The sequence below is a fragment of the Paenibacillus sp. FSL H3-0333 genome (assembly GCF_038002805.1).
Lineage (GTDB): Bacteria > Bacillota > Bacilli > Paenibacillales > Paenibacillaceae > Paenibacillus_AQ > Paenibacillus_AQ silagei.
Map to the genome: position 1 here is coordinate 2,765,300 of NZ_JBBODG010000001.1, position 14,364 is coordinate 2,779,663.

Sequence of the window (14,364 nt, forward strand, 5' to 3'; positions counted from 1 at the left end):
GATACTGTCATCATATTCCTGGAAATTACCCGATGAGACGGTAACAACCTATAAGTATCCAATATTTCGTCAATCCTCTGTAAAAGAGGCAACGGGATGCTATCGCAGTTCGCTCGGTGTCCGCAGCTTGACCTGCTTGAACACCCGGTTGAAGGTGCGGATGTTGGTGAAGCCGCATTCCAAAGCGATATCCAGAATGCTTTTGTCGGTGCCCAGCAGCAGCCGTTCCGCCTGGTTGACGCGGATGCTGTTCAGGTAAGCGACGAAGCTCATACCTGAGATGCTTTTGAAGAAGCGGGAGAAGTAGAACAGGCTCATATTGGCATGCCGGGCGGCATCGGCCAGGGTGATGGGGTGCATGTAATGGACATCCAGATACTCCAGCACCTCCTGCATAATCTTCATATTGGTAATGCGCCGCTTATCCTTATGCGGATTCACGATATCCAGCGGCATCTGCCGCAGAATCAGCGCACACAGCTCATGCAGCAGGCCGGTCACCAGTTGTTCATGATGCGGGGGTTTCTCCAGATACTCCTCGAGCAGCTCCTGCATAATCGCGGACAGGCGGGGATTGCCTTGCTCAGGAACAGACTGGCTCTGGTCCAGAAAAGGAGACATCAGCCGCATATTCAGGGGCCAGCCGGCCGGATATCCGATCAGTGAAGGATTGAAAATAACCATCAGCAGCTTGGACTGGCTGTTCTTGCTGTCATAATAATGAATATCCCCGCTGCTGCATACGGCCAGATCCCCGGCGGTCAGCACCCGTGTCTCGGAGTTAATCCCCATCCGGATCGACCCCTCCAGGACATAGACAATCTCCAGATCATTGTGCCAGTGGGCCAAAAAATCAATATTACGGCTTACAAAGGCAGTGAAGGGAAACGCATAGCCATACGTCCGGTTCTCGTGAAATGCTCTCATGGTTACTCCTGTTCTCGTCCTCCCGGCAGTTCGTCAGGAAGCGGTTTCAGTGATTTGCTGCTTATCGCATAATGCAGTCTTAAATTTAGCAAAAAATGACCATTCCTACAAGTAAAATGACGAGCAGGAACGGCCGCAATGAATTACAATTTCTTCAGGAAGACCGGATCTTAATCAATCTATAACCCGAACTTGGATAAATAGGACAAAAAGGAGAGCTTGATATGGCAAAGAAGGCATTGATTGTAAAAGGCGGATGGGACGGGCATGAACCGAATGAGGTAGCGGCGATTTTTGCGGATATTCTTAAGAATGAAGGCTTCGAGGTTGAAGTCTCGGATACGCTGGACAGCTTCAATGATGCCGAGGCACTGAAGGCGCTGAACCTGATCGTGCCGGTGTGGACCATGGGTGAAATCAAGGGGGAGCAGTGTTCGGCGGTTCTGGGGGCTGTGGCTTCCGGCGTAGGCATCGCGGGCTGTCACGGCGGGATGTGCGATTCCTTCCGTACCAATACGGAATGGCAATTTTTGACCGGATCGCAATGGGTGGCGCATCCCTTCAATGATGGGGTGGATTATGAAGTGAACATCGTGAAATCCGGCTCCAGCCCGATTGTGGAAGGCATGCAGGACTTCATGGTGAAGTCGGAGCAGTATTATCTGCACGTCGATCCGGCGGTGAATGTACTGGCTACCACTACTTTTGTTATGAGTGAAGGGGAGCATTCGGCCAATGGTGTCATCACGATGCCGGTCGTCTACACGAAGAAATGGGGCCAGGGCAAGGTATTCTATAACGCGCTTGGACATCATGCGGATGTGTTCGATATTCCGGAGGCCAAGGAACTGATGCGCCGGGGCTTCTTGTGGGCAGCCAAATAAACGAAGGACAAGGTGGGAGACAGCGTGCGTAAAGTAAAAATTGGGATTGTCGGCTGCGGAAATATCAGCGGCATTTATTTCGAGAATTTGACGGGAACGTTCAAGAATACGGAGGTCTACGCCTGTTCGGATCTTAATCTGGAGCGGGCGCAGCAGGCCGCAGAGCAGTACGGGGTTCCGAATGTCTGGACGACAGCGGAGCTGTTGGCTTCGGATGAGATTGAGATTGTCGTGAATCTGACCACGCCTAATTACCATTTCGATGTGTGTAAGCAAGCACTGCTCGCAGGCAAGCATGTGTATGTGGAAAAGCCGCTGTCGTTGTCGCTTGAGAACGGAACCGAGCTGGTCGCATTGGCAAAAGAAAAGAATCTGTTCATCGGCTGTGCTCCTGACACCTTCCTTGGGGGTGGTCTGCAGACCTGCGCCAAGCTGATTGCAGACGGATATATCGGCGAGCCGGTGGCGGCAACGGCCTTTATGCTCTGCCATGGTCATGAGAGCTGGCACCCAGACCCTGAATTCTACTACCAGGCCGGCGGCGGCCCGATGTTCGATATGGGCCCGTATTATCTGACCGCTCTGGTATCTCTGCTGGGCCCAGCAACTACGGTATGCGGCATGACCAAGACTTCGTTCCCTACCCGGACAATCACCAGTGAGAAGAAGTTCGGCAAGGTAGTGGACGTTGAAGTCCCTACGCATGTGGCCGGAACAATCCAGTTCGCCAGCGGTACGGTTGCCACGATGATTACCAGCTTCGATGTCTGGCACAGCACGCTGCCGCGCATTGAGATCTACGGCTCGCTGGGCACCCTGATTGTGCCGGACCCGAACACCTTCGGCGGCCCGATCCTGCTGCGTCCGGCGCATAGCTCCGAATTCAAGGAGGTTCCGGTGGTCCATAGCTATGAGGGCAACAGCCGGGGCATCGGCGTGGCGGATATGGCCCGCTGCATCGGGACCGGAGAGACCCCGCGCGCAAACGGTGAGCTGGCGAATCATGTGCTGGAGATCATGCATGCCTTCCACACCAGCTCCGACTCGAAGCGCTATGCCGAGCTGACCACCACCTGTGAGCAGCCGAAGCTGCTGGCTCCGGGACTGATTAAGGGATATTTGGAGTAGTAAATAGTAGCTAGGCATAGCGAAAAGTAGCGCGAATAAGCGAAGAGTGTAGAGTTAATAGCATTTTAACAAGCAGCGTTCTGTCCCCGGTTGCGGGGAGGGGCGCTGTTTTTTTGTGAGGTGGAGTGGTGGATGCTCGGCCTGAAGGTACGTGGACCCAGTGTATGCGAAAAACCGCACACAATTTGCAGGTAGGGGCGCGTGAACCGAATGTGTGTGAAAAATCGAATACAATTTACAGGTAGGGGGTGCGTGAGCCTAATGTATGTCAAAAACAGCATACATTGTGTTCGCAAGCGGCACACGGCCCGAATGTATGCGGAAAACAGCATACATTGTGCCCGCAAGCAGGCACACGGCCCGAATGTATGCGGAAAACAGCATACATTGTGTTCGCAAGCGGCACACGGCCCGAATGTATGCGGAAAACAGCATACATTGTGTTCGCAAGCGGCATACGGCCCGAATGTATGTGAAAAACAGCATACATTGTGCCGGGGGACGGCGCGTGGTCTTAATGTATCCGTTGGTGCGAGAGCATCCTCCTCACATTCAGGCCCCTCTCTGTTTAAACTTGTATATACAAGTGTAATGTATGTCAACAAGTTCTTCATGGAGGTGCTTTAGTTGAATCAAGTGAGTCAAGCCCGGACAGCGGAATGGTGGCGCCGGTCTACTGTGTATCAGGTGTATCCGAAGAGTTTCAAGGATACGACGGGGAACGGAACCGGCGATATCAGAGGCCTGACGGAGAAGCTGGATTATTTGCAGGAGCTGGGGATTGATATTGTCTGGCTCCAGCCGGTCTATGTCTCGCCGGGACATGATAACGGTTACGATGTGGCCGATTATGAGCGGATTAACCCCGAATTCGGCACGATGGAGGACTTCGACGAGCTGGTAGCGGAGCTGCACCGGCGCGGAATGAAGCTGATGACGGATATCGTGGTCAACCATACCTCGACAGAGCATGAGTGGTTCAAGCAGTCCATCTCAAGCAGGGATAATCCGTACCGTGATTATTATATCTGGAGAGATCCGGCTCCGGGCGGCGGCCTGCCGAACAACTGGCAGTCGAAGTTCGGCGGCCCGGCCTGGCAGTACGATGAGGCGTCAGGCCAATATTACCTGACCCTGTTCGACAAAACTCAGGCGGATCTGAACTGGGAGAACGGGCAGGTCCGCCAAGCGGTGAACGAGATGATGCTGTTCTGGGCTCGCAAGGGTGTGGACGGCTTCCGGATGGACGTCATTAACCTGATCTCCAAGGACCAGCGCTTCCCGGATGATGACGGGAGTGTGCCGCCGGGAGATGGACGGAAATTCTACACAGATGGTCCACGTGTCCATGAATTCATCAGAGCGATGTATGATGAGGTATTTGGCCCGCATGAGATGATCACGGTCGGAGAAATGTCCTCTACTACGCTTGAAGAGTGCATCCGTTACTCCAGCCCTGAGCAGCGGGAATTCTCGATGACCTTCAACTTCCATCATCTGAAGGTGGATTATCCGAACGGCCGGAAGTGGGAGCTGATGCCTTACGATTTCGAAGCACTCAAGCGGCTATTCAGTGAGTGGCAGACCGGGATGCAGGAGGGTGGGGGCTGGAACGCTTTATTTTTCAATAATCATGATCAGCCCAGAGCGCTGTCCAGATTCACGGATGATGGTGTCTACCGCATGGAGAGCGCCAAGCTGCTGGCGACCACCCTGCATGGGCTTCAGGGCACGCCGTATGTGTATCAGGGGGAAGAGATCGGCATGCCGAATCCGAAGTGGCGGGGGATCGAGGAATTCCGCGATATCGAGTCGCTGAATATGTACCGGATTCTGTGTGAGCAGGGGGCAAACCCCGGGGAAACTCTCGCTATCCTGCAGGAACGTTCAAGGGACAACTCCCGTACGCCGATGCAGTGGGATGACAGCGCGAATGCAGGCTTCACCACTGGTACTCCTTGGCTGAAGGTGGATGAACGTTACCCGGACATCAATGTGCAGAAGGAGCGGGAGCGGCCGGATTCGATCTTCCATCACTACCGCAGGCTGATCGCTCTGCGCAAGGCGCATGCGGTCTTCACGGACGGCATCTACCGCAGACTGGACGAAGCACATCCCGAGGTGTTCGCTTATGCACGCTTGGGGGACGGCGAGGCGCTGGTGGTGGTATCGAACTTCAGCAGCAAGGAGGTCAGCTTCCGGTTCCCGGAAGAGCACTGGACGGACTTAAGCGCAGCCGGCAAGGGCCGGCTTCTGATCGGCAATACGGGAGAGCATCCCGCACTGACACAAGAGCTTCAGCTTAGTCCTTATGCTTCCTACCTGTGGCTAATCAGCCAGAGTTAGAGGAAGCGGATAATAGGGAATGTACATTTAGAAGCGGCATAGAAGCGACGCTTGCTAAGAAATCAGATGCACTAAGAGAATAAGAGAAGCAACATCTGCCAGGGCTTCATCAACTATGACTACGCGAGGAGTGACAATATGGCTATAGACCGCAAAAATGTTGAAGAGATTGTCCGGGCGGTTGGAGGCAAGGAGAATATTGAGGTTGCAACACATTGTGTAACCCGGCTAAGATTCTCACTCTATGACGAGAGCAAGGTGGATTCGGCGGCGCTGGACCGCAACGACCTTGTGAAGGGACAATTTTCTTCCCAGGGACAATTCCAGATTGTTATCGGACCGGGAACGGTAGATAAAGTCTATGATGAGATGATTCAACTGACCGGCGGCTCCCGCTCCTCCAAGGATGAGGTGAAGTCAGCCGCTGCCCGCAAGCAGAACCCGCTGCAGCGGGCGATCAAGACGCTGGCGGATATCTTCATCCCTATTCTTCCGGCCATCGTCACTGCGGGTCTGCTGCTGGGGATCAATAACCTGCTGACCGGCCCGGGGATCTTCTTCAGCCAGTCACTGGTCGATGTCTATCCGCAGTGGAAGGATATTGCTGCCATTATTAATACGATTGCCAGCACGGCGTTTACCTTCTTGCCGGCTCTGATCGGCTGGGCGGCCATGACCCGCTTCGGGGGTAGTCCGCTGCTTGGGATTGTGCTGGGTCTGATTCTGGTTCATCCGGACCTTCTGAGTGCCTACGGCTATGCGGCTGCTTCTACGGAAGGAACTGTTCCGACCTGGAACCTGTTCGGCTGGCATCTGGAGCGGATCGGTTATCAGGGGCAGGTCCTGCCGGTCCTGGTATCGGCCTATATTCTGGCCAGTATTGAGAAATTCCTGGATAAGCGGGTCCATGATTCGATCAAATTGCTCGTGGTCGCACCATTGACACTGCTGATTACAGGGTTCCTGGCCTTCACCATCATCGGACCGGTTACGTTCGGCATTGCGAATGCCATTACCTCCGGGCTGATCTATGTTTTCGATCATTTCGCCATCCTTGGCGGCTTGATCTACGGCGGATTCTATTCGCTGCTGGTTATTACGGGAATGCATCACACCTTCCTGGCCGTGGACGTTCAGCTGATCGGCAGCGAAGGAGGGACGTTCCTGTGGCCGATGCTAGCCCTCTCCAACATTGCCCAGGGTGCCGCAGCTCTTGCCATGATATTCGTGGTCAAAGAGCAGAAGGCCAAAGGTCTGGCCGTCACCTCTTCCGTCTCGGCGTTCCTCGGAGTCACCGAGCCGGCGATCTTCGGGGTAAATATCCGCTACCGTTACCCGTTCATCTTCGGGATGATCGGCTCCGCGATGGCCGGAGTGCTGCTGACCGTTAATCAAGTCCGCGCCACTTCCATTGGCGTAGGGGGAGTACCCGGCTTCCTGTCGATCTTCCCTAACCAGTGGGGCGTATTCTTCGTCGGGATGGCGATCGTACTGATTGTGCCGTTTGTTGCCACGGTGCTGTATGGCCGGGCAGTCGTGCAGCGGGCGGCGAACAAATCAGATGCTGCTGGAGCAAGCGCGGCAGTATCCAGTCCATCAGATACAAGCAAAGAGCTAAGCAGCCGCAGCTCCGTCCAAGGCTCGCAGGAGCCGGTGAATATTCTGGAGCTGGCCTCGCCGCTCAACGGAACGGCGGTGCCGCTGGAGCAGGTTCCTGATCCCGCTTTTGCCGAGAAGCAGATGGGGGAAGGGATTGCCATTGAACCTTCCGAAGGCAAGGTCTACGCTCCCTTCGATGCTACAGTGGCCCATGTGATTAAGAGCAAGCATGCGCTGATTCTGGAGCATGCCAGCGGAGTCCAGGTGCTGATCCATGTCGGGATCAACACCGTGTCGCTCAAGGGCAGCGGGTTCACGGCGCGCAAGGAAATCGGCGACAAGGTGCAGGCTGGCGAGCTTCTGCTGGAATTCGATATGGAGGCCATCCGCGCCGCCGGTTACCCGCTCATTACTCCGATCATTATCCCTGCCGGGCAGGAAATGGTGGAGCGGATTGAGGAGCGGACCGGACCGACTACCGCGAAGCAGACAAGTATTCTGACCGTTCATCTTAAGGGGTGACCCGTGTTACAATATAGGGCGGTGATGATTGATGAGAGAGAATATATTTTTGCAGATTTATACGGAATATAGCAACCGTATTCATTCCGGCCAGCTTGCGCCTGGAACCAAGCTGCCCTCCGAGAGTGAGCTGGCGGAGGCTTACCAGACTTCGCGGGAGACGGTGCGCAAGGCGCTGAATCTCTTGTTCCGTGAGGGCTATATTAACAAGATCAAAGGCAAAGGCTCGTTTGTGCTGGATATGACGCGGCTGGATTTCCCCGTAACCGGGCTGATCTCATTCCAGGAGCTGACCGGGACGCTCGGGGTTCCCTCACGGACACTGGTAGAGGAGACGGTCCTGGAGCCGGCAGGCTCCCTGCTGGCCCGGCAACTGCACATCACCGAAGAGACGCCGGTGTGGAAGGTGATCCGCGTCAGAGAGATTGAAGCCGAACGCATTATTCTGGACAAGGACTATTTCCGCTCAGATATCATTCCTTTCCTCAGCAAGGAGATCGCAGCAGGCTCAATTTTTGAATACCTTGAGTCTGAGCTGGGTCTTAAGATCAGTTATGCCAAAAAGCTGATTTCCGTTGAGCCCTCCACCGGGGAGGATCAGCGCCTGCTGGACCTGAAGCAATATACGCATATTGTCGTAGTGCGCAACTATGTGTATCTGGAGAATACCGTGCTGTTCCAATATACCGAGTCCCGGCACCGGCTGGACAAATTTCAGTTTGTGGATTTTGCCAGAAGGGTTAGGCGGTGAAACAAACTTCCAGAACTGGATGTGCTGGAGGCATTCCTGACCGCAACTGAAATGAAGCACCATAAAGCAGGGCGTTCACGTAAAATCGTGCGCTCTGCTTCTTTTTTTGCTTTTTGCGCAAATTAACGACATTTTTCGATCATTTGTGAGAATTTTGTGAGAATGATTTGCTTTTATTAGGGATAGGCTTGCATTTCAATGATGAAGAATGGAGTGAGACAATGAAGCGTAAGAAGCTGCTCGCACTGCTAATGGTGCCCACAATGATCCTGTCTATGTTTCCAGCGCCCCTGGCTGTACATGCAGATTCAGCAGATTGGGGAGCAAGGGCTGCCTATGGCGGGGAAGGCGGAACAGAGCTTTTCCTGGGAGGGAAATTCATTGAACTGGGGATAAGCAACTGGGGGAATTTCGGTACGATGGGCAGTAAGCCCGCTAATTTCCGTGGAACGAATTCCAGACCTTATCTGGGAATGAGTGCGGATCATGACGGATATGGAACAGGCAAAGATCTGCCAGTCGATTATTATTTGCCGGGTACCCCTGAAGAACGGTTCGCGGTAGGATACCAGATCGGCGGAAATACATATGCGAAGTCCAATTCAGCGCAGATGCACTCGATGGATATGCCGACCACCGTTGTAAATACCTCGCAGACGGATAAAGGAATTCTTAGTGCGACTACGGTATCCACATGGACTGACACTATGGAGATTAAGCAGGTGATCAGCTTTGGGGAGAACCAGAAATTCTACCGCAATGATGTGACTATTACCAATCTTACAGATAAGAATTGGGACGGGGCGCGGTATATGCGCTCAATGGACCCGGATAATACGGTGGATCAAGGAGGGGCATATGTCACCTCTAATATTGTGACCCACACCATTGAGGAAGATCGCGCTGCAGTCGTGAAGGCGAGTACTATTGCTGATAATGATCCGCTGTACAAGGCCTTTAATTCAAGAGCCCCAATCTTCTTCTATTCCAGTGATCCACGGGCGAAGGCTTCCGTCTTCGGGTTTACCAATACTAACCCTTATGCGCTGGAAGCTTACAACAGTCCGAAAGCGAAGAACGTGGAAGTCAAGGCTGATGCAGGGATTACCATGACCTGGGATTCTGGTACGCTGGCTCCGAACGCAAGCAAGAAATTCACCTATTACACGAGTCTCGATGAGAGGGATTTCAGTGAAGTCATCTCTGACATTGAGCTGGATGAAGGCGCCAGCAACGAGCTGGTGGAAGCCAAGGCGAATGATGGAACGGTTACCGGCAACCAGAAGGTGAATATAGTCGGTGCGACCCTTGCTGATTCTATTGATCCAAGCCATATCCGTATCAACAATCTGCCGGAAGGACTTGATTTCGCAGTAACCCGGCTGAGTGATACGGAGCTTAACTTCACACTGACTGGTGCGGCGGTTGATCACGGCAAGGATGCGACAACGAAGAACCTGTCCGTTACGGTCGATAAGGAGAATCTGCTGGGGATCTCCTCCGGTCTGACGACCAAGACCTTCAGTGTAACGTTCAGAGATCCTGCGGCGCTTAGCCTGAATAAAGGGATTGTATCCGAAGCGGTCTATGGCTCGGGTGAAATCACTGAGACGCTTGGCGTGACGATTACTGGCGGCAAATTCAATGAAACGATTGATGCAGCCGATGTGCAGGTGCATGGTCTGCCAGCCGGTCTTGGCACTAGCGTGACAAGAGTATCCGACACAGAGCTCACGCTTCAGTTCACCGGTGCAGCTACGGTGACCAGCGATGTCTACGGTGCATACGTGACTGTGGCTTCCGGGAAGCTTGAAGGAAGTCCGGCGGATATAAGCACGAACACCTTCAAATTCGATTTCATGGACAAAGAGCCTTATTTGGTGGTCAAGACACCGCAGCTCTATGAATCGGATCTGAATGATGGCACGATCGGGGATGTGCTTGTTCTTGAACTGAAGAACGGTTCTTTCGATGAGTCGGTTATGGATGCCATCGAAGCGGTGAATTGGCCGCCGGGCCTTACGCCAGGCAAGATTACCGTGGATTCTCCGAACCAGATTACGGTGGCCATTACCGGCCAGGCTGCCAGCCATAAGACTGCTGACAGTGTGAACCGGGCAGCGGTTACGCTAGCAGGCATTCCGTCAGGAACCTTCGCTATTCTGTTCCGCTCTCCTCCGGCAGTGATTGCCGCGTCTCCTGATGTAATCCACGATGCGGGTGACGGCTCAGCGGCAGAGACGCTGACGGTGACCCTGCGTAACGGCGTATTTACAGAAGAGGTCGAAGGCGGTGTAAGTGTTAATAATATGCCTGAAGGCTTAAGCTTCAGCGTGGTGCGAATTAGCGGCACGGTACTTGAGATTCATTTCACCGGTCAGGCGGCTGGAAAATACGAGGCATCTGCTTTTGCTTCAGTCACGGTAGATCCTTCTATTATTGTAGACGGGGTTAAGCCTGTGACCTCCAATAACGTTGATCTGCAGTTACCGGGTGCTGGTGCGTTGGTGAAACGCGATATGGAAGCCTTAACCTGGGAGTTGATCCGTAAGGACAATGCCCTGCAGAGCTCTGTGCTGAGCGGACTAGATTTACCTCTAAAAGGAGCTAACGGTAGCACGATTACCTGGACCTCCACCAATGGAACGGTCGTTGCCACAGACGGGACGGTGACAAGACCGCCGTTCAATACAGGCGATCAGCCGGTTACATTGACAGCGGTGCTGAAGAATGGGGCATCCGAGCTAACGAAGACCTTCGAGCTGATTGTCAAAAAGCAGGCCGGCACCGACAAACAATCGGTAACCGAAGATACTTACCTGCTTACCTGGAATACGATCCGCGAGGAGAATGTGAAGCAGGAATCCGTAACCTCTGCGGTGTATTTGCCGAAGAATGGGACGAATGGCAGCACGATCACCTGGACCTCTTCCGATGAAGAGGTGATTGCCACTGACGGAACGGTAACACCACCTTCCTTTTCAAAGGGGGACAAGCCGGTAACCTTAACAGCGGTCATCCGTAAGGGAGACAGCGTGCTGACCAAAGAATTCGTGCTTACGGTCATCAAGCGTCCAATGACAGATGAAGAATCTGTAAATGAGACCTTGGCCAAGCTGGACTGGGACATGATTCGGGAAGATAACGAGGAGCAGGAGCAGGTCCTGACGGATCTTGACTTGATTACCGAAGGCACCAGCGGCAGCACGATCACCTGGACCTCCTCCCAGGATTCGGTGATTACTCCGGATGGTGGCGTGAAGCGCCCTGCTTATGCAGATGGAGACCAGAAGGTTACCCTGACAGCAACAGTGACCAAAGGCAGTGTGACCTACCAGAAAGAATTCATAGTAACTGTTAAGGCTAAGCGTCAGAGCATCGACGATCAGCTAGATGAAGCTATGAAGCTGCTGAGAATCGGCTACAAAGGACAGGATACAGCCAAGAGCGTAACGCAAGACGTTGAGCTGATCTCCAAGGGCTACTATGATTCCGAGGTTGTATGGACAAGCCATCGCGGCGATATTGTCAGCAACACAGGTGAAGTGCAGCGTCCGCTGAAGGATACAGTAGTACGGCTGACGGCACGCGTTGCCAAGGAAGGCTTTTTCCGGGAGCATGACTTCTACATTACGGTCAAAGGAACGGCCACGGTCGATCTTCCTCAGGATGAGGTGAATATCAAGATCGGTTATGCTCCTGGAGATTCAGAGGAGTCGGTGACCCGGAATCTGTTCCTGCCTAAGACAGGAGAGACCGGATCTGTACTGACCTGGACTTCGAACAAGCCGGATATTCTGACGAATACCGGACGGGTTAAGCGACCGGGGCCGGATGAAGAGGATGTTACGGTAGAGCTTACTGTACAGCTCGCAGACCCGGACCATCCGGGCGGGACTCTGGCGAAGACTTTTACAATTGTTATCAAAAAACTCAGTGATCAGGAAGCGGCAGAGGAAGCGGCCAGAACTACAGGAATCCATCCTGCGGCAACGTTCGCTGAGGGGGATACCTGGGAGAGTGTCACTGAAGCCTTCGTATTGCTTCAGACTGGCAAATACGACACTAAGATTACCTGGACCTCAAGCCTGCCTTCGGTGATTGCCGTCCAGCAGGATGCGGACGAGGCCAAGGGCAATGTAACGCCTCCGGCCCAGGATACGAATGTCATTCTGACCGCTACCTTCACCCGGAACGGTAAGAGTGCAGTGAAGCAATACCTGCTGATTGTGAAGGCGAAAGGCGTAGTCAAGGAAGGTGCCGTTCGTGAAGCAACGTCCAGACAAGCCGGACTGTCTACCCCTAATGACGGCAAGCCGCTGGAGCAGGGCGTGACGATTCTTAGAACGAACCTGTCAAACGGAACGAAGATTGACACCATCGTGATTGATGAGAACGAAGTATATAACCTTGTGGAAGGCGTGAACCCGAATGACCCGGATGCAGCCAACCGGAGTGTAACCATCACCCATGTGGATGATCCGGCTGCGCGCGCGGATGAGATTGCAGTTGAAATTCCATCAACGGCCGTTTCGATTCTTGCCGGGCGCAAGGCTTCACTGGATATTGTAACTGCACTCGGCTCGATCCATCTGGATGCAGCCAGCCTGGCACAGCTTGATGCGAGTGCTACCGACCTGTATTTCCGGATTGTACCGGTGAAGAACCCGCAGGCGAAAGCGAACGTCCAGAGCAACGCGATCCTGAACGGTTCTTCCAAGCTGGCACTGGCCAGTGACAAGACGCTTCAGAATCTGGGTTCGCCTCGCGAGATTGAGACGAACTACAGCAAGATCAATACTATGATTCAGCTCCCGTTGTCCGAGTTCGCGGATCAGATTCCGCTGCAAAGCTCCGGGGTGCGCGACGCCTTCCTGGACAGCTTGCGGGTGTACGTTGAACACAGCGATGGCGAGATTACAATCTACACGCCAGAAATTGTGTATAATCGGAGCGGCGAGCCTGTAGCGCTGGAGATTCAGATTAACAAATTCAGTACCTTCCAGATTGTACGGATTACAGATAAGGCTGCGGAGCCTGTTAAAGAAACTGAACCCGCACCTACAACTGCACCTGTAACTGTCCCTGGGGTAAAAGGCGAGACAGTTCCTTCGGCCAGTGTAGAACTGACCGCAGATCAAGTGAAGGAATTGCAGAATAAGGGCAGTGAAATTGTGATCGAGTCGAAGCTGGGCACGGTTAAGCTTGACGCAGCTGCTATCGATCTGGCAGCGCTCAGCAAGCAGTTTGGACTGAAGAATGACAATCTGGGTGGCATTGTCATCACAGCTGAGCTGGCAGCATCCGCTCCGGATAGCCTGGAAGCCTTCAAGCTTGCGGCCGCGAAGCAGAAGGTACAGCCTGGTAACACTCTGGTGAACTTCTCTATTAAGGCGAAGTATCAGGGACAGACGGTACAGGTAACCAGCCACGGCTGGGCGAAGTACACGCTTGAAGTACCGGCAGATATGAAGATTACCACTGGCGTATTATACCGGGATGGTGCAATCTATCATCAGCCGACATATGTAACCGTTAAAGACGGACGTTACTACGCTACGATCAACAGCCTGGAGAGCGGAGAATTCGGCTTAATCTGGAATCCGCTGGAATTCCCGGATGTAGCGAAGCACTGGGGTAAGCCTGATGTCAATGACATGGGCTCAAGACTGGTGGTAAGCGGCACGAAGGAAGCGGTCTTTGAACCGCAGCGGGCGATCACACGGGCTGAATTCACTGCCATGCTGGCAAGAGCGCTCGGCATTGTCACCCATGGGGAGCAGCCTGTTACGTTCAGCGATGTCTCCGCAGGCGGATGGTACGGGCTGGAGCTTCAGGTTGCCATCGAGAACGGCCTGATCACCGGTTATCCGGACGGAACCTTCCGACCGGACAACAATATCTCCAGACAGGAAGCCATGGCAATTGTCAGCAGAGCCTTGAGCATCACAGAACTGAAGTCTTCGCGCAGCGAAGAGCAGACTCAGCAACTGCTGAAGTCCTTCGCCGATTCCGCTTCGGTAGCGGGCTGGGCGGTTGCTAATGTGAAGCAGAATCTGGCAGCTGGTATTATTCTGGGCAGAGACGAGCAGCGTCTTGCGCCGAACGAGAATATTACCCGCGCCGAGGCGTCGGCTGCCATCCGAAGATTACTGATTCAATCGAATCTGATTAATCCGTAAGTATAAGCATCACATAACCATTGTA

The 14,364-nt window shown here is 53.5% G+C and carries 7 protein-coding genes; 6 read left to right on the forward strand and 1 reads right to left on the reverse strand.

The annotated features are described in order from the left end of the window. Positions 1-99 precede the first annotated feature (99 nt). The gene (locus MHH78_RS12175; protein ID WP_341167542.1) at positions 100-927 is read right to left on the reverse strand and encodes an AraC family transcriptional regulator; all 828 of its coding nucleotides are present in this window, start codon (positions 925-927) and stop codon (positions 100-102) included. Positions 928-1,151: 224 nt separating this feature from the next. Here MHH78_RS12175 and MHH78_RS12180 point away from each other — a divergent pair, with 224 nt between their 5' ends. From MHH78_RS12180 to MHH78_RS12205, 6 genes are all read left to right on the forward strand, one after another. After that, positions 1,152-1,811, forward strand: a complete 660-nt coding sequence (locus tag MHH78_RS12180; protein ID WP_341167543.1) for a ThuA domain-containing protein — start codon at positions 1,152-1,154, stop codon at positions 1,809-1,811. Between the two features lie 24 nt (positions 1,812-1,835). Further along, the gene (locus MHH78_RS12185) at positions 1,836-2,939 is read left to right on the forward strand and encodes a Gfo/Idh/MocA family protein (protein WP_341167544.1); all 1,104 of its coding nucleotides are present in this window, start codon (positions 1,836-1,838) and stop codon (positions 2,937-2,939) included. A gap of 627 nt (positions 2,940-3,566) precedes the next feature. After that, a complete protein-coding gene (treC, locus tag MHH78_RS12190) occupies positions 3,567-5,285 on the forward strand; it encodes an alpha,alpha-phosphotrehalase (protein ID WP_445668044.1) in 1,719 nt (572 codons plus the stop codon). Positions 5,286-5,423: 138 nt separating this feature from the next. Next, positions 5,424-7,406 (forward strand): PTS system trehalose-specific EIIBC component, encoded by a 1,983-nt coding sequence (gene treP / locus MHH78_RS12195; protein WP_341167545.1) that lies wholly within the window; start codon positions 5,424-5,426, stop codon positions 7,404-7,406. Positions 7,407-7,437: 31 nt separating this feature from the next. Beyond that, positions 7,438-8,157 carry a trehalose operon repressor gene (gene treR, locus MHH78_RS12200; protein WP_341167546.1) on the forward strand — a complete coding sequence of 240 codons (720 nt, stop codon included), beginning with the start codon at positions 7,438-7,440 and terminating at the stop codon, positions 8,155-8,157. A 221-nt stretch (positions 8,158-8,378) separates the two neighbouring features. Then, complete coding sequence (locus tag MHH78_RS12205; RefSeq protein WP_341167547.1) at positions 8,379-14,339, forward strand: S-layer homology domain-containing protein; 5,961 nt, start codon at positions 8,379-8,381, stop codon at positions 14,337-14,339. Positions 14,340-14,364: the final 25 nt, after the last annotated feature.